This window comes from Mesorhizobium sp. WSM2240 (genome assembly GCF_040438645.1).
Classification (GTDB): domain Bacteria; phylum Pseudomonadota; class Alphaproteobacteria; order Rhizobiales; family Rhizobiaceae; genus Allomesorhizobium.
Genome location: NZ_CP159256.1, coordinates 548,089 through 565,113, shown reverse-complemented (window position 1 = coordinate 565,113; position 17,025 = coordinate 548,089). Strand labels below are relative to the sequence as shown.

The following is a 17,025-nucleotide window of genomic DNA, read 5'->3' as shown; positions in this document are numbered from 1 at the left end:
GATGCAATGATGGTCGGCTGGGAAATCGCTGCCGAATGCTCCGAGGGGGCAACAAACGGCACTGACCGATTGGCAGGCTCCCGTTCCTGCTTCGGTCCAGCGGGACGGATCACCGTACTGTCCTTCGACGCGAAGGGATCATCCTTGCTGGTCACGGCCGCTCATCCACAGAGCTGAAATCGCGGTGGCCTTTGCTCCGCCGTAGCATGCTGCCGCGCATAGGCAGGCAACGCCGCATCCGTTTCTTCGACATCGTTGGGCAGAAGCCTCCTGTCCAAACAGCTTTGCTTGCCGAGAAAGATATCTATCCTTCATGGTACTGCAAAGATTGGTGAATTGGAACTGAAGGCATGACCCGGGTGCGAGACCAAGATAAACGCGGCCTAGAAGATCCCTCCTATGCCGATGCCGCTGCTGATGTCCGGTGGGGGCGCTGCCGGGGCGCGGGCTGGGGCCGCCGAGGCCCTGCTCTTACGGTTGCGCTTCAGTCCGGGGGTTGCCTTACGACCATCGTCCGACGCCACATTGGTTTGCCGGGGCTTCTTGACGACCACCGGCTGCTTGCAAATACGGCCGGAACGCAAGAATAGATCCCCCAGCAATTCGACCGTGGGCTCAGCCGTCGCCGCAACCTGTTTGGTGTTGACGTAAAAATTATTGAGGGCGCGTACTGAACCTTTGCCCCAGTCTCCATCCACCGCCATGCGGTAACACCCCAGCCGGCGCAGTTCTGTCTGAACGCTGCGCGCAAGTTCCGCAGTCTGCGCCTCGACGCCGTCCTTTGTCGAAGCGCCCACAATCAGCGTGCCAAGATCCGAGACCACGCTTCGCCGTGCGCCTTCAATGCTGCGCGATGCGTCGAGGCTCGCAACCTGTATGCCAGGCGCCCCGGGAAGTTCGGCGACGGTCTGAACAGCGGACGGAGAGACCGAGCGGAGCGCTTGCCCGACGATGAGCACTGCAGTCTGCAAGTCGTTTGACGCCAGTTCGATTTGGAGCTTTTCCTTTGCCACCGGATCGGAAAGGATTCGAGAAAGACTGGCGCTCAGTTGCGCCGGGTCGATTACCTGCTGCTCCGTGAAATAGAACTGTTCGCGCAAGTTCGACTGATCCCAGGGGACTTGCCTTCCGAGCGTAAGGGCTTCGGTTTCGTTGCGAACGCGGATCATCATGTCGGAAACACTGAGGCCGGGGATTTCGATGTTCTTGAGCAGAGCGGTCGTGAACGGACTGTTTTCACCGGCGCCGTCCACGGTGGCGTTTCCCGGTTGGGTAGCAAAGGCAATGAACGTGTTTTCGCCGACCTCTACTTGGGCGAGACCGTCATTGCCGCCCTCTTGGCCCATCGGGTTGTTGCGGCAGGCGTCAAGGAAAACGAATGTCTGACGGTCGCGGCTTGCGAAGCGCGCGACAACATCGTTCAACTTGATGGCGCGTTCTGTCAGCTTGTCGACGCTATCGGGATCGGGCGTGTCGACCGGAAGCAGATAATTCTCTCCCTTGATCTGAATCCCGTGACCCGCATAGAAGATCAGTACCGCGCTCGCCGCCGGCAGCTTCCTCTCCGCTTCGACCAGGAGACGGTTGAACGCCTCCGACTTCACATTGGTCGTGGTCAGGACATCGAAGTTCAGCCTCTTCAAGGTCTCCGAAAGCCTGGTCGCATCGTTTACGGCATTTGGCAGATGCTCGAGCCGCTTGCTCTCATAGGCCGAATTGCCCACCACAATAGCAAGCCGCCTCGGCAGATCGGATGGTTGAGCGCCCAGCGCGGTCGCGCCGGCGCAAACTGCCGAAACTGACAGCAACACAGCCGACATGATTGTCCGGAGAATAATTGCAAAGATCGACATGACTGCGCCCGTTCTGCAATCCGGCCAAAGTGACGTACAACCTCTATCCAGGCGTCGCGACCGCTGGGTCGCTCCCGGCCAAAAGAACCTGCCAAAACCTTCCTCTTTTTATAGCAACAACTAGTGCAAAGCTAGGGCATAGATCATTACCATCGCGGCCTGACCCTGCCGCGAGATAACAATGAAACCTGCAGCAGTTCTTGGTGTCGGACATTAACCGCTGGATTCATTGGGCAATCTTCTCCCTCTAATGCTTGAAACCTCGATCACATGAATATTGTCGGCGAAAGACGTTGCTTCTGGTCATCAATGAAATCGTCCGCCCTGTGTGGTATTATTGCAATTGCGCTTGCCGTGCATCCAGTGTCATAGTCCAGCATCCTTGTGCCGACGTCCAGTTCTTGCGCAAGATCGCTGACGGCGTCGAAAAACGATGCGGGGGCATGTTCATGGTCGGACCGGAACTACCCGGCAGGAGGGCTTGCGCTTCACCAAGCAAATTGTTGCGGTTGAAGCCGAGGCGGCTGAGCAATCTCGCCGGCGCTTCGGGTCTGGCCATCGCGGCCGCCGTCGTGTTTACGCCCTCCCAGACGCTGGCCTGCACAGCGACACCGGTTCTCGTCGGAGGGATTGTCCAGAACGTCATCGTAGACTGCAATTCAGAGGATACGGCCGAAGCTTTCGCTACGAGTTTTGACGCCAGCCTCGACGATGGATCCGAATCCGGTATTTCTGTCGAATATGATGGCAATGGCGCCGACGCCATAAACATATCGGGCGGGGAGATCGTCCAGGGTGAAAGCGCCGGAGAATCTGTCAACCCGCCAGCTATCGCAGGTGCGACCGAAGCGGATTACCTCGACGAACGGGGCAATGTGATCGAGACACTGGGCGGCGAGGACGTCTTCACCATGAACGGTGGTGTGATTGGTGCTGTCGAGGCGCCGGTCTCGGTATTTCTCGGAACAGGCAATGACCGCTTCTCGATCGACGGCGGCACCATCTACGGTTCCGTTTTTGGTGAGGAGGGCAACGATACTTTCGATGTTGGCGGGATGGGCACGATTGACGAGTCGATCTATGGCGGTGCGGGCAACGACATTGTCACGCTCTCGGAAGATGGAGCCGTCATTGGCTCGACCGCTGAGCCCGATGCCATTGGACTTGAGGGCGGCGCCGACCGCTTCACCATGACGGGTGGAACTGTCGGTGCTGCAGTCAGCGGCGGCGATGGCGACGATACACTGAGCGTGGCCGGCGGCACGATCTCGGGCTTCCTCGCGGGTAACTCGGGTGACGACATCATAGGGATTTCCGGCGGCACCATCACAGGTTTCGTGCTTGGAGAAGACGGCATCGATACCATCACGGTAGAAGGTGGCACACTGACGGCTGGTGCCAGGGGTGGCCTGGGCAATGATGTCTTCAATTTCTCCGGGGGAACTGCCGCCGCAATTTTTGGCGACGGCGACGATGATACCGTCACCATCAGCGGCGGGGATATCGGCCGTATCAGCGGCGGCGATGGGAACGACGCGGTGACGCTTTCGGACACAGGGTCGGTCCGAAATGAGGTATTGCTCGACGAGGACGAGGACCAGGGCGACGATCGGTTCACGATGACTGGCGGCTCGGTCGCCGCAAGCGTGTTCGGTGCCGCCGGCGAGGATGCTTTCCGTGTCAGCAGCGGTACGGTGGGTTTGGATCTGGACGCCGGCGCCGGCAACGATGTTTTCGACGTCACCGGCGGCACTGTCGAGGGCGGGCTGCTCGGCGGGGGAGACGACGATCAGATTGCGGTCAGCGGGGGCGGTGTTGGCCTTGTAGGCGGCGGCGGCGGAAACGACGCGGTCACGATTTCAGGCACGGCGTCGATCCAAGGCGATGTCACGCTCGACGCTGGCGACGACAGCTTCGCCATGACAGGCGGGACGATTGGCGGCGATGTGACGGGAGGCGAGGGCACCGACACTGTCACAATCCTGGATGGAACGATCGACGGCGGCATCAATGCAGAGACAGTCAACCTCCGTGGCGGGTCAATCGGCGGCGATATTGGCGGCCTTTCCGGCAACACTCTAACGATCGAAGATCTTGCGCCCTTGGACTTGCGAGACGGCGTGATATTCAGCGGCGTAGGCGCGGCAGGCACGATCAGCGGGGTCGATCTCGCCGGCGGTGGCGAAAGCCAGAATTTCACCGGCTTCTCCTCGCTTGCTTTGGGGGCATCGACGCTGCGCTTCATCGGCGGCACGCAAGTGATCGACGCCCTCACATTGCGGGACGCATCGACGCTGTTTTCCACCGGCGCCACGAGGCTCGGCTCCCAGGACGGCGGATTCGGAAACATGTCAGTGATCGGTTCCACCCTCACCATGATCGACGGCGATCCGACCGATACGCTCACGCTCGGCGGACTGACGCTGGACCGCGCGACAATCGGAATTGATGTCGACCAAGTCGGTTCGCGAGCCGACCGCATCGCGGCAAACGGCGCCGCCACCGCCATAGGCAACAACATCATCCTGGTGAACCTGGTCGGTCCCCCCGAACTGGTGCAAACGACGCAGATTCCGATCCTGACCGCAGCCGGCGCACCGATCGGCGGCATGTTCGACGTCGCTGGCATAACCGGAACGCCTGCCGCCCTGTTCAACTACCAAGTCGTGGAAGGTCCAGGCGGATTATTCCTGCTCGCCACACCGAACGACGAGGTGGTGGGGGCGGTGGCCGCAGTCGATGCGGCCGCAGCCGCACAGACAGTCGATACGTTTCTCGACGCGGTGTTTGATATCACGGGAGACGCAGCCGAATACGGGCTTGGTTTGGCGGGCGGCGCACCGGTGGCCGCAGCGCCGACCTTCGGCATCTTTGCCTCGGGCCAGTTCGCACAGGTGGACCACCACGGCTTCACCATTTCGAGCGGAGCGGCGAACATCGCCGGACCTTCCTTCAGCAGCGAGGATTTCTCGGCCGCTCTCAGCCTCGACTTCAATGCAGCCAAGCATTTTGGCTTCGACGCTGAATATGGACTGAATATCGGTGTTTTCGGTGGCTACACGTCGACGGATGTGGGCCTCAATCCCTTTGGCGGCTTCGACTTCACTGGCGAGGCGCAAAACGAAAGTGGCATGGCGGGAGCCTACGCCCTGTTCCGGCGGGAAGTGAACTACGTCCTGGTGTCAGGCACGGCGCTGTTCGGAAGCACGGATGTCCAGAATGGTATTCTCGGTGGCGCGGCCGGCGAATACGATACGGTCGGCTATGCGGTTACGGCGTCGGCTGGCCGCATCTTTGCGCTTTCCGACCGGCTGCGGTTCGATCTGCGCGGCGGGATTCTCGGCGTAAGTTTCACCGGCGATTCCTACACCGACAATCTGGGCGTCGCACATGGTGAAACGGAGGTTTCGTTTGGTGCGATGAAATTCGAACCTGGAGTGTACGGCGATTTTCAGTGGCAGAACGGGATGGTGTTCAGTCCTTATCTTCGAGGTGAACTACAGCAGCGCTTCGCCTACGAGAACACGGCTATCGCCGATGGCAGGAGCTTCGATTTCGATGATTCCGATTTTTCCGCCGCTGTTTCTGCAGGGTTCAACCTGAAAGTAATGCAATCCGCGACAGTCAGCGCGGAAGTGCGAGGCAAGGCTTCTTCCGACAGCACGACGCTGGCCGGCAAGGTCGGTCTGAAAGTCGCGTTTTGAGAATTCTATCGTTCATTTTTGCGGAAATCCGGCAGTTGCATGCGGTACCGCACATTCGCTGGCGCACACAGATGCTATTTTGCAGCAAGACCCTGTGCTAGGATCGATTGGGGATCAGTACATGATGAGGCGCGACGCGTATGGCAAGTAATCGTGCCGCAATCGTCAAGACACCGGTCGGTCCTACGACACTGACCTTCACTCATCTCCTGGGCCGTGATGAAATCAGCCGCTGCTTTGCCTTCACGGTAGGTTTCGTAAGCACCGATCCGGATATCAACCCGCTCAAAATGCTCGGCGGAACGGTCTCGATCGAAGGCGAGTCAGCAGACCCGAAACGCTGGTTCAGCGGCCTCATCTCGGAGTTCCGTCTGACCCGCATCGAAGATAGGCTCGCATATTACGAAGCAGTCGTCCGACCCTGGTTATGGTTCCTTGGAAATACGACCGACTGCCGCATTTTTCAGGCCATGAGCGTCATTGAAATTGTGGAGGAGATTTTTTCAAAGCACGGCTCGCCCAAGATGGAAAAGAGGCTGCAAGGATCCTACCAACCCCGGGAATACTGCGTGCAGTATGACGAGACCGATCTGGATTTTGTGCAACGCTTGCTCGAACATGAAGGCATCATGTATTTCTTCGAGTATGCCGACGGGGAGCACACGCTGATCCTGGTTGACGCGATGAGCAAGCTCAAGCCGGCGCCAGGCTATGGAACGGTGCCGTATCACTTCGAGGGGCAGGGCGCGCGGCGTGACGTCGAATACATCACCGATTGGGTGCCGGGAAGTTCCGTGAGGCCTGGAGCCTATGCTCACACCGACTATGACTTCAAGAAGCCAGGCGCAGACCTGAAGGCGCAATCGGTCCAGACGCTCAGTCACAAGCTGGATTCCGGCGAGAATTATCGCCAACCCGGCGCGCATCTGGATGTCGGCCGCGGCGACAAGATTGCTGCGATCAGGCGCGAGGAAATTCAGGCTCCGCACCAGCGCATTGCAGCTGCGGGGACGGTTCGTGGCCTGTTTTCGGGGTGTACCTTCAAGCTGGAGGGCTTCCCGCGCGAGGACCAGAACCAGGAATATCTGGTGCTCAGCGCCGAATACAAACTGTTCGATCCGGGATATCGAAGCGGCGTCGAGACAGAGGGAGAGAACTTCCAGGTGGTTTTGGGTGTGGCGCCGACCACTTTGCCCTATCGTCCACCGCGGATTACGCCAAGACCGATCATGCGCGGGCCGCAAACTGCTACGGTTGTCGGGCCGTCCGGAGAGGAGATTTTCACCGACGAATATGCGCGGGTGAAAGTCCAGTTCCACTGGGATCGTAAAGGCAAGAAGGACCAGAACAGTTCCTGCTTTGTGCGCGTATCGCAAAGCTGGGCCGGCAGCGGCTGGGGCTTCATCCAGATACCGCGCATTGGCCAGGAGGTAATCGTTGACTTCATCGAGGGCGATCCAGACTTGCCGATCATCACCGGACGAGTCTACAACGCAGCGCAGATGCCGCCCTACGGACTGCCGGGCAGCGCCACGCAATCCGGCTGGAAGTCGAACTCCTCGCTCGGCGGCGGCGGCTATAACGAGCTGATGTTCGAGGACAAGGCCGGCTCCGAACTGGTCAACTTCCAGGCGCAGAAGGACCACAACCTTCTGATCAAGAACGACCGGACCAAGCTCGTCCAGCACGACCAGTCCGACCGCATCGACCACGACGCCAAGCACTCGGTCGGCCACAACCTCGACGAGGACGTCGGCAACAACAAGACCGTCAAGGTCGGCGTCGACCAGACGACGAACATCGGCTCGAACGACGCCGAAACGGTGGGCAAGAACCGCTCGCTGACGGTGGGATCGAGTGAGACGATCAGCATCGGCTCGAGTTCGACAGAGACGATCGGCATGAATCACACCCAGACGGTGGCGCTGCTTCAAACAATCACGGTGGGCGCGGCGCGCATCGACTCCGTCGGCGCGGCGGAGCAACGCAGCGTAGGCGGACTCCAATCGAATGATATCGGCGCGACTCGGTCCGTCAGTGTCGGCTTGAGCCAAAGTCACAGCGTCGGCACCAGCGACAGTTGGGAGGTAGGCGCAGGACAAAGTATCGAGATTGGTGCCGACCAAGGCATCAAGGTTGGGGGAGATCAAGCTTCTCAGATTGCTGGCGGTAGGGTCGCTAAGGTCGGAAAAGATGCCGCAACTGATATTGGCGGTGCCTATGCGCTGAACATTGCGAAGGCAAGCGGCGTAACCGTCGGCGAGGACAGTTCTCAGAAAGTCGGGAAGAATCTGCTTATAGATGCTGGCGATCAAATTACTATCAAGTGCGGCAGGTCTTCAATTATAATGAAGAAAGACGGTTCCGTGGAGATCAGCGGCAAGGACATCACTGTTAAGGCGAGTGGCAAAATCAACGCCAAGGCGTCCAGCGACATAGTGATGAAGGGGTCAGCGATTAAGCAAAACTGAGAGATGTTATGATCGACAATTTATCACGAATCGACGGTGTGGTAATCGGGGTCCTTATTGGGTTTGGCGAAAATGGGCCGCTTGTGGTCTACGCCGGAAATCCAAGTCCGATGGCCCAGACGGCGCGAAGTCTTTCTGCTTTGACTTTAACGATGGTCGGCACCGAAGTGGCGCTTTTGTTCGAAGAAGGTGACCCGGAAAGACCATTGATCATCGGCCCCGTTGTCGATCCTCATGTATCGAATGCGGCGCCGATGGTCTCTCGCGATGGCGAGACTGTGCGCATCGCCGCCGACAAACGCATAGAACTGCGCTGCGGCAAGGCGGTTATAATCATGGAGAGCGATGGGAGGATTGTAGTCAGGGGAACCCACCTTACTAGCCACGCCAGCGCGACGAACCGAATTCGCGGCGGAACAGTGAATCTTAATTGATGGCGGCGCCTGCGCTATATGAAATTGTGCGCCAGCATGCGGAGATGGCAGCATTCTTGTGGTCTTTGTACGATTACAATCTGCTGCATCCCGGCGAGAACCCCGAAATGGACGAGGAACGCATGTCGCGCGTTGTCGATCGGCTGGAAGCACATCTCGATGGCCTGCGAGTCGCAGGCAAAGATGGATTGAAGATTGCAGTTGAGATGTACGTACAGTTTCCTGAGCGGGGCGAACTCTTTGTCGTTAGGATGCTGAATTATGCATCGGACACCAGGATAAAGGAATTGAATCTAGACAAGGTCAGATCTTATCTTGATAGACACGTTCAAGACGCATAGGCGTCGCCATTACCCGTTGGATGGAATCTTGAGCCGGCGCCAGTTACGACCGTCGAAGCAAAGTATTGAATCCTGCCCGAAAGACCAAAGCTCTGTGGTTGACGCGCTGAGTTTGTAAGTGCCAGGCATAAAACCCATATCAAAATCAACTTGTTGAATGCTCTCGCGCTTAGTGTTGTATTCAAAGATCCCATCGAAGCTCGATAGAAACAGCTTGCCCTGGAATTTATCGACATCCCAGAACGTGACGTTGGTTCCAGTGTCCGCAATGCTCCAGGACCCGCTTGAACCGACAGCCAACAGGCCTCTGTCACCGCAGACCAAGAATTCTCCTCTACGGACTTCGACCAAATTTTCGAAACTGCAGTTAGTTGGAATCTCCACCTTTGTCCATTCCCCGCCGCCAAACTCAGCGATCATGCCAAACAGGCCGACCGTGACGAGCATCTCGTCTCGCGACCGTCCAGCAATACCCCTAAGGTGCGGTGAGATTGAGCTGACCTTTGGGGTGTAGAGTCCATCGTCGAATGGCTGCCAATGCCCGTGGGTGCGTCGGTAGATCTGACCATTGAGGCCGCACGCGAATTGCTCATCTGCATTTGCGTGCAAACTGATCAATTTGGAGGCGCCCGATCGGCCCATCGGTTCCGGCGTACCAAGCTCGGGAAACACTGGCAAAACGACCCCCGATTTTGCCAGCCCTATAACGGTTCCTGTTCCATCAGGAACCTGAACCACTGAGATGATGTTCTCGGGCACGTCGATGTAGCTCACGACATCGTCAGCCACATGCAAAATACGCGTCGTGCGATCAATCGTATCCTTGAGTCCCCAAACAGCAGATATGACCACCGCGCCACCTCCGGTTAGCGCAGCTCCGTCCAGATACGTCACCGGAAGGTCTGATGGGGTCATCGTCCGATATGTCGTCACGGTACTATGCCCATTGGTGTGCCGGGCGCAGGCTGTGTGGCGGGGTTCCGGGAATTCTCGATGCCCGACCGAAGGCGTGTCTCTGGGGGAATGCCCATGTTCCCATAATGATCAGTGATCTGCTTCTTGATGTCTTCCGGATCGCAACCGTGCATCCTACAGCATAGGTCTGCCGCCACATCCGCGCTTTGGTCAAGTGTTATCGTGTTCTCCGGGGTATTACCCGCACCAATTGCACCGACGATGTTGTCGTACTGCTCGTGGAACCGACCGTGTTCGCCCAAAGTCATATCGTAGGGCGACGCTCCGGCCCAGCCAGGAAACATCGACGCAGTGCGGCCCGTGTTTTGGCGAGTCGCATTCATAAACGCCTGGTTCTGCCGACGGTCACCCATTCCGCTGACGCGCATCTGCGATCCCCCCGCAGTGCGATTCGGATCAAGCCCCAAACCCTCGATCTCTGAGTCAGGAATAGTAGAAGTCTTCACCATGCCCTGCAGACAAATGCAAAGTCCGCTGGCATGGGTCAAATTCTGGCAACCGTTGTAATATGGCGCACCGTCGCCAGGCGGCTTGAACTGAGCGTCACCAATCAAGTGGTGTGGGGTTTCGCCTTCGGGACAATCGTTCGGATTGTATGTGGTTAGCTGGCACTTGTTATGCGGCGGCGGCGGCGGTGGCCCGGGAGTACCGACGATCACCATGGTAGGTGTGTCGCCCGTATTGCTTGCATGATTGCTGGTGGCCATGTCACCCAACCGCGCGACGCCCTTGCTCTCGACTTTCACGTCCGCCGACCAGGCTTGGGCGTAAATTTTCCCCCGGTTTTGTGAAGTGATCAGCCCCTTCTTGGCTGCCGCTCCGGCCTCATCGCCGGTGCATTTCTTGTAGTGGCTGCTATTTTCCTGGCTGATCGGCTTGTTCCCGATCTTAACACTTCCGCTACCTGAGGTGAGATCGGAATCGACCCCAAAATCAGGATATGGGACGGGTACACCCGGGGGCGTTGCAGGATTTTCGGGCGGGGTGAAGCATGTGTCGGGAAATGCGGCAATGACCTTGCATCCTTGGGCTTCCGCCGAAATTTCTCGCCCGTTTGCGAAGACCGTCATTTTGCCTCCACCACGGCAGCGCCGCATGCGCCATCGTCGCCCGATGCCTCGATCAAGATTGGCCCCGATGGCGCATAATTGCGCTGTATCGCCGACATCGCCCAGCCCAGCATGACTGGGACAGCGGCCGCCCCGATGTTCCCCAAGCTCCCGCCCAGTGCCCAGATGGGCTGCACCTTCGAGCGCTCCCGCTGTGTGCGCAGCATGGCTAGGGCACACTGCTGGAACCAATAGGTTTCGCCGACGAGGTCTCCCATCTTGAGAGCCACATCTGAATGGAGACATCCTGCCCCGGCAAACGCTTCCCTATAGGCCGTTGTCATCCCTTCTGCTCGGAAGGGGAGATCCATCTCATTATAGATGCGGGCTTGTTCCCGTGCGAGGCCTAGACCCCTGAGGTGCGCAATTCCGCCACCGGCGGCGCAGAGAATCGCGGCAGCAGCTTCGCCCGGGATGAAGCCATTCGAGTTCTGTGTTGTAAGCAATCGCTGCCGAGCGAGATAATGGCTGATGCTCTGCGAGGTTAGATAGCTATCCACCCCTACAATCATCACAAAGGAAGTGGCGCGGGAGGCGAGCAGACGGCGGGCTGAGTCGAGAGCGACGTGTCCGGACGGGCGGCCATGGGCGACGACACGGGATCGGGTGGGGCAAGCGACCTCGGCTATTTGCTCGATTTGAGTGAGTAGGTGTTCGCTGTCAGGCGCGAGGCGCCCGGGGCGGTTCTCCTCGGCGAGGCAGAGGATGAGAGCGGTCTGGCCACGAGCCTCAGGTACCGCTTCGAACGCTTCAATGATGGCTGCGGCGGCCATGTGAGCAAGGCGCTTTGCGCCCATCCAGTTGCGCGGGAGCGGGACCGGCGCGCCGATCAACCAGTCGCCGCCGGGTCCGACAAATCGCGTCTCCTGAAATCCGTCGAGCCCTGCCCGCATCGCTGCGCAACTTGAGGGCGCATCAAGCCCGACAGCCGTAACCATGCCCGCCGAAATCATGTCGAGGCTGGGTTTCATGCGGCTTCGGCCCCCTCGTTGTCGCGCAGAGGCAAGTCGAACCCACGCAGGTAACGCTTACCTGTGAGCTTGGCCCGTAGCATGCCGCGCGTTGGCGGGCCGATCCAGCACTCGCTGAAATCCAGGATTGTTCGTTGCAGCCGTTGCGACACGCGCCATACCAGCGAGAAGTTTCGGTTCTCCGGGTCGAACAGGATCGTGTCGGCTAGCACCGGCGCATCAAAGGACCTCGCCCGTCCCCTGAAAAGTGTCATCGGCAGCGCTGTGTCCGGCAGACGAAAACTCTCGCGGCCCTGCGGTGTCAAATTAACCAACTGCACTTCTTCACCGCCGCGAGGCGGATCGATCTGCTGGTCAGGCGCAGCCATTTGAAAGTATCGCTCATCAAAATCGGACGGCAGGAACGGAAAGACATTATCTATCCAGTTTTGATCGTAGGTGCCGCCATATTCGATGCGGCCGGGCCAGCCGCGCCCAATCGGCCCAAAACTCATCGGCTTGTAGTCGCCGAAGGGCGCACGGATCTCCTCACCAATCGCTTGCGTATTTGGAAGGCGCAGGCCGGGAATGAAGCGCTGGTTCTTCGTACGCGACCAACCAGTGCCAACCGGATTGTGCTTGAAGCTCGCTGGAAGCTTGTCTTCGGGGTCGAGTTTGTCGACGCCGCCCCAGGCATTGTCGTAGCTGATCGGCATCTTGATGAAGGGCTGCGGCGTTGTGGCTGTGAACAGGGGGCCTATGGGGCGCCATTCGCGGTAACCCACAACCTCGAAGGTTTTCGACCAGCTGCCCACCTTGATGCCGACCGTGACTCGCTCGACCGGCCGCCCGTTGGGCGCATAGGCGCATCCATTCGCGATCACGTCGCAGCGTGGCTTGCGGAAGGCGAAATCGGTTTCCCAAAGCGTTGCCGAATAACCCGGCTCGCCGGTCTGTGTGTCCGCGTAAATCAACGCCGCTTGTTCAGCGGATTTGCGCACCGGACCTCCAGGCGTGTCGGGAAAATCGAAGGTGCCCTTGACAACCACGAGGATGTATTCGTGGCCAGCCTTGTCCATGCCCATCGTGAACTCGTGGGGGTACCCCATCTGGTTCCAGATTTGCATCAGCCAACCTCCGCCCACGCAGCTAGCAGCCGCTCCAGAACCGCTTGCGGCGCATCAGGATCGATGTCGAAAATGTCGGAACGCGCGGTCCACATCACCATGCCGTCGACGAAGTCCTCGCCTGCCTGGGCTGTTGGAGCGGGTAGGTGGACCAGCGCGGCTTCGAGTTCGTCGGGCGTGAGTTCGCCGAGCTGGGCGCCGACGCCGGCATCCTCGATTTCGGCAAACCAGGCATCGGCGCGTGCCATCGCCATCGAGGCCGCGGGGAGCGGTGTGACGATACTCAAGGGAAAACGCCTGCCGGCCTTGTCGGTGCTCTGTAGGATTATGCCGGTCGCCGGCCCGAAACAGCCAGGACCGGCAAGAAAGCGCAATGCCAGGGGCCAAGGCCAGAACTGGGCGCCGACCAACGGGGCAAGGTGTTGCGCCAACCATCGATCCCACCGGCGGACAAAGTCGCGCGGTAGCCCTCGACCGACAAAATCCCCCGCGGCCGGCACCTTGCCATAGAACCCTGGCACGCTCAGATCTTCTCGGGGCATGTAAATCTCGCGAACATCTTGAGGTTGTAAGGGTTCTCGACGCTTGAGGCGCGCAACTCGAAATCCGCATGGTAGTTGCGCGCGCCCAAGCGCAGCTTGTAAACCTCCGGCAGGTCCCCATTGGTGAACTGGCCGCCGCGCAGCATGCGCAGCCAGGCCCAACTGCCTGTCTCGCTCACGATGACCTCGGGCGAGCCGTCAACCGGCTGGAAGGCAAGCGTGATCACTCCGGTGCCGTCCTTGCCGGGCCAGGTCATCGGCTGGGGGCGAGTGGCATTGTTGAAATAGACTAGGTTCTGTCCGTCGAGGTTGAGCGTTATCCGCGCCACGCTTGGAGACAGGTCCTTCGGCTCGAGCGTAAAGCTCATCGTCGGGCCGCTGCCGCCGGCGAACAGGTCGTCGCGGATGAGGCGCGCCTGTTCGAAAGCCGCAAGCACAGTCGGATCCAACCCGAAATCGGCCCGCCATTTCCATGGCTTGGATGCAGTGTCGACATAGCTGATCAAATGGTCGTTGATGAAGCTGTCGATCATGCCCCCCGGGCCGAAGAGGCGCTGGAAGTCGCGAATGTTGACATCGATGGCGCTGTTTGGATCGAACGGATAGCGGTTGGCGAGCGCGGCCTGGCAGAATGGCAGGATGTCGGCGCGCCAGATCGCATTGAGCTGCGAGGTGACGGCCCGCTCCGTCAGCCCGGTGGCGTCGCCTGCAAGGCCGCCAAGCCAGTCGTCGATAGGATCGGGCAGCGCCTGGGCCGTCGCCGCCACCGCTCCGATCAATTCGCCAAGCCCGCCCTGCCGCTTGATCGCGTCCTGCGGGTCCGGGCTGGCCGACAAGGTCTGCAGAACATTCGACAATGCGGTGAGCGCGGCCACCGTCGCGTCCAGCGATGGTGGCTGCCCGTCCACTTCGGCGATAGCGCCCTTGAGGGGCTTGAAATGGTCGGCGACAAGCGAACCGGTCAGGTCGACCTCGGCCGTTGCGCCGGTCCGGGGAAGGAGTTTGATGCCTTTCTTGGCCAGCTTCCCGATCTTGCCGAACTTCGAAAGCACCTTGGACGCTGCCTTGGGCGGCCCCTTGTCATCTGCGGCTTCCTCGTCCGCGCGGGTGAGCTCGGTCTCGCGCACGACCGCGGTAACCAGGCGCTTCAGCGCGGAATCGGCACTGGAAAGGTCCTTCAAATTCTCGCTGGCAGTGGCGAGATTCGTGAGCGGCGCGAGCCTGACGTCACGCAGGAAGCCGTCCCACTTGGCGATGAAATCCTCGTAATACAGCTTGAGGATGTCGGCTGAAAGCGCAGGAATGGAGGTCTCCGCATTTTCAGAGCAGCCGCCGGCGAAGACCGTCCGGTCGAGTGCGGCCTGGGCCGCGACCTCGTCCAAGCGGTCGAGCACAACATCCTGGAACCCTGAATAGGTGAAGGCGCCCGGTATACCTATGCGCAAGGTCTTGCCGGAACGCCGGGTGAGGACCTTAGATCCGTTGGGGCCCGCGAAATTCGCGGGAACCCATTCCTTCAGTTCCGCGACGGCGGGATCGGCGAGCAAGGCCTTATATGCGCGCACAGGCAGAGAGATCGAGCAGATGCTTTTCAGGGCCTGGCCGATCAATGCTTCGTCGGGTGCGACATAGCTTTCCTCGACCGCCATGCGCGCAATCGCCGCCACCTGATGGTCAGCGGCTTCCTGGCTCGGAAATGGCTGTGTTGGTGCGAATTCAGGAAGCTCGTTCAGCCACCACTGCTGGACGAATTCCGGATCCATCTGCGACAGACCCGTCATCATCCGGTAGGTCTTGAGCGCGCCGAGCAGATATTCGGGATCGCGAATTTGCCGCCACATGGTGGCTTCGAGCAGCGCCACCATGCGCGGCTCGAGTATGTTGCGGAGGGTATTTTCGTATGCGTCGGTCTGCGCACGTACCAACTCGGCCCGAGCCGACGGGCCAAGCAGGTTGCGCACCCCGCCGGGCGGCTCGGTGCGGGCGCTCGCCACCTGGTCGACCGCCGCCAGGGCGATGTCGATATCGAGCGGATCGACCGGCGCATTGCTCTCGGCGATCGGCGTCAATGGCGCCCGCAGCGCTTCGAACTGGGCCGCCTGCGCGGCCACCGCGGACCGGTTGTCGAGGTAGGAGAGCGTGCTCAGCAGCCCCAGCAGCAATACAGCTGCGGTAGCTGCCGCAGCGGCGCCGCGCCAGATCCAGAGACGGCGGCGCTGAGCAAGCGGATCGAATGTGCCGAGACCGGCTTCACGGAAGACGACATCGGTGAGCAGGTTTTTAAGAAAGAAGCTGCGCTTGTCGATCCGGCGCGCCGGCCTGGCGTGTTGCTGCGGCAAGCCGAAGGAAGAGGCGAGGGCGGCCGTCAGCCGATCGATCGGGGCGCCTTCCTGGGTCGCCGAGGTCAGATAAATGCCACGCAGCCAGGGGCTTTCCTCGTAGCGGCTCTCGCCGAATATAGCCTCGAACAAGGTCTGGATCGGCTGCGACAGGCTCTCGACCTGACCGGGAAAGCGGAAGATCTCGGCGCGCGCGGCAAGCGTCTCCTCACGCTCGAGCAGCGGCACCAATCGCTTTTCGAGCTCGGCCGCAAGCGTAGAGACTTCGCCGGCCACAACGCCGGCATCCGGTTGCGCGTCGGTGGCGAAGGTCGTGCCCCAGACCTGCTCCCGGGCAGCCGTCGACAGTCCATCGAAGAACGGCTCGAACCCCTTGATCAGGTCGGCCTTGGTCAGCATCAGATAGACCGGAAGGCGAATTTCCAGCCGCTCCCGCAATTCCAGAAGGCGTTTGCGGATTTTGCGCCCGTGCGTGCGGATGGCCTCGTCACCTTCCGACAGAGCGTCGATCGAAAGCGCGACGATAACGCCGTTGAGGGCCCGTCGCCCGCGATGCTTCTTCAACAGGTCAAGAAAGCCTAGCCATTCCGCCGCGTCGACGTCCGGCTGGCTTTCCTGCTGGACATAACGGCCGGCCGTGTCGATCAGCACCGCATGCTCGGAGAAAAACCAGTCGCAGTTGCGGGTGCCGCCAACCCCCTGCAGATCGTCGGTGAGGTCGACGGGAAAGTTCAGCCCTGCCTGCCGAAGCGCGGTGGTCTTGCCCGTGGCGGGCGGGCCGACGATCACATACCAGGGCATTTCGCGCAGGAACTTGCGACCACCGAGCTTTCGGCGCTTCAGTTCGCCCATCACCTCCTGGAACTTGGCGCCCACCGCCGCCACGCTTTCCTCGCCAGGGCTGGGCGCCGCTTTCTCCACTGGAGCCGCGATCTCGGCGACAAACATGCGGTTGGCAAGGATCGCGCGGCGCTGCACGACGATCAGCCGGATCAGCCAGAGGACGACCAGCGCTGCGATGACTATGATGCGCGCAATCTCCGAAGAGAGCGGCGCATAGTTTCCTACGCTGACGAGTGGGCCGAAGAACCAGATGATGGCCGACAGCAGGATCAGGCCAATTAACGTCCACAGCCAGCGCGACGTCAGGACGGACCAGATGAAGCGCAGAATAAACATC

General features: G+C 60.0%; 11 protein-coding genes. 4 read left to right on the top strand and 7 right to left on the bottom strand.

Features of this window, described 5'->3' with window-relative positions:
- Positions 1-383: 383 nt before the first annotated feature.
- Positions 384-1,820: a caspase family protein gene (locus tag ABVK50_RS32380; protein ID WP_353646907.1), complete on the bottom strand. Its 1,437-nt coding sequence runs from the start codon at positions 1,818-1,820 to the stop codon at positions 384-386.
- Between the two features lie 536 nt (positions 1,821-2,356).
- On the opposite strand from ABVK50_RS32380, the gene ABVK50_RS32375 reads away from it, so the two are divergent.
- The 4 genes from ABVK50_RS32375 (at position 2,357) to ABVK50_RS32360 (ending at position 8,803) form a co-directional block, all read left to right on the top strand.
- On the top strand, positions 2,357-5,557 hold the full coding sequence (locus ABVK50_RS32375) for an autotransporter outer membrane beta-barrel domain-containing protein (RefSeq protein WP_353647069.1): 3,201 nt from the start codon (positions 2,357-2,359) through the stop codon (positions 5,555-5,557).
- A 140-nt stretch (positions 5,558-5,697) separates the two neighbouring features.
- Positions 5,698-8,028, top strand: coding sequence for a type VI secretion system tip protein VgrG (locus tag ABVK50_RS32370; RefSeq protein ID WP_353646401.1), 2,331 nt, complete (start codon positions 5,698-5,700; stop codon positions 8,026-8,028).
- An 8-nt stretch (positions 8,029-8,036) separates the two neighbouring features.
- The gene (locus ABVK50_RS32365; RefSeq protein WP_353646400.1) at positions 8,037-8,462 is read left to right on the top strand and encodes a DUF6484 domain-containing protein; all 426 of its coding nucleotides are present in this window, start codon (positions 8,037-8,039) and stop codon (positions 8,460-8,462) included.
- Positions 8,459-8,803, top strand: coding sequence for a hypothetical protein (locus tag ABVK50_RS32360; RefSeq protein WP_353646399.1), 345 nt, complete (start codon positions 8,459-8,461; stop codon positions 8,801-8,803). The genes ABVK50_RS32365 and ABVK50_RS32360 overlap by 4 nt, the downstream gene beginning before the upstream one ends.
- Positions 8,804-8,812: 9 nt before the next feature.
- Here ABVK50_RS32360 and ABVK50_RS32355 read toward each other — a convergent pair whose 3' ends face one another.
- Genes ABVK50_RS32355 through tssM form a run of 6 tightly spaced genes read right to left on the bottom strand, consistent with a single transcriptional unit; the run spans position 8,813 to position 17,024 of the window.
- Complete coding sequence (locus ABVK50_RS32355; protein WP_353646398.1) at positions 8,813-9,718, bottom strand: hypothetical protein; 906 nt, start codon at positions 9,716-9,718, stop codon at positions 8,813-8,815.
- Between the two features lie 14 nt (positions 9,719-9,732).
- On the bottom strand, positions 9,733-10,848 hold the full coding sequence (locus ABVK50_RS32350; RefSeq protein ID WP_353646397.1) for a DUF4150 domain-containing protein: 1,116 nt from the start codon (positions 10,846-10,848) through the stop codon (positions 9,733-9,735).
- Positions 10,845-11,858, bottom strand: a complete 1,014-nt coding sequence (locus ABVK50_RS32345; RefSeq protein WP_353646396.1) for a 3-oxoacyl-ACP synthase — start codon at positions 11,856-11,858, stop codon at positions 10,845-10,847. Before ABVK50_RS32345 ends, ABVK50_RS32350 begins: the two co-directional genes overlap by 4 nt.
- Positions 11,855-12,964: a DUF2169 domain-containing protein gene (locus ABVK50_RS32340; RefSeq protein WP_353646395.1), complete on the bottom strand. Its 1,110-nt coding sequence runs from the start codon at positions 12,962-12,964 to the stop codon at positions 11,855-11,857. Before ABVK50_RS32340 ends, ABVK50_RS32345 begins: the two co-directional genes overlap by 4 nt.
- A complete protein-coding gene (tagF, locus tag ABVK50_RS32335; protein WP_353646394.1) occupies positions 12,964-13,506 on the bottom strand; it encodes a type VI secretion system-associated protein TagF in 543 nt (180 codons plus the stop codon). The genes ABVK50_RS32340 and tagF overlap by 1 nt, the downstream gene beginning before the upstream one ends.
- The gene (tssM, locus tag ABVK50_RS32330; protein ID WP_353646393.1) at positions 13,488-17,024 is read right to left on the bottom strand and encodes a type VI secretion system membrane subunit TssM; all 3,537 of its coding nucleotides are present in this window, start codon (positions 17,022-17,024) and stop codon (positions 13,488-13,490) included. The genes tagF and tssM overlap by 19 nt, the downstream gene beginning before the upstream one ends.
- Between the last annotated feature and the right edge of the window lies 1 nt (position 17,025).

Coding starts and splice junctions, on each gene's coding strand:
- ABVK50_RS32380 (WP_353646907.1), bottom strand. CDS start 1,820: ATGTCGGCTGTGTTGCTGTCAGTTTCGGCAGTTTGCGCCGGCGCGACC.
- ABVK50_RS32370 (WP_353646401.1), top strand. CDS start 5,698: ATGGCAAGTAATCGTGCCGCAATCGTCAAGACACCGGTCGGTCCTACG.
- ABVK50_RS32365 (WP_353646400.1), top strand. CDS start 8,037: ATGATCGACAATTTATCACGAATCGACGGTGTGGTAATCGGGGTCCTT.
- ABVK50_RS32355 (WP_353646398.1), bottom strand. CDS start 9,718: ATGACCCCATCAGACCTTCCGGTGACGTATCTGGACGGAGCTGCGCTA.
- ABVK50_RS32350 (WP_353646397.1), bottom strand. CDS start 10,848: ATGACGGTCTTCGCAAACGGGCGAGAAATTTCGGCGGAAGCCCAAGGA.
- ABVK50_RS32345 (WP_353646396.1), bottom strand. CDS start 11,858: ATGAAACCCAGCCTCGACATGATTTCGGCGGGCATGGTTACGGCTGTC.
- ABVK50_RS32340 (WP_353646395.1), bottom strand. CDS start 12,964: ATGCAAATCTGGAACCAGATGGGGTACCCCCACGAGTTCACGATGGGC.
- tagF (WP_353646394.1), bottom strand. CDS start 13,506: ATGCCCCGAGAAGATCTGAGCGTGCCAGGGTTCTATGGCAAGGTGCCG.
- tssM (WP_353646393.1), bottom strand. CDS start 17,024: ATGTTTATTCTGCGCTTCATCTGGTCCGTCCTGACGTCGCGCTGGCTG.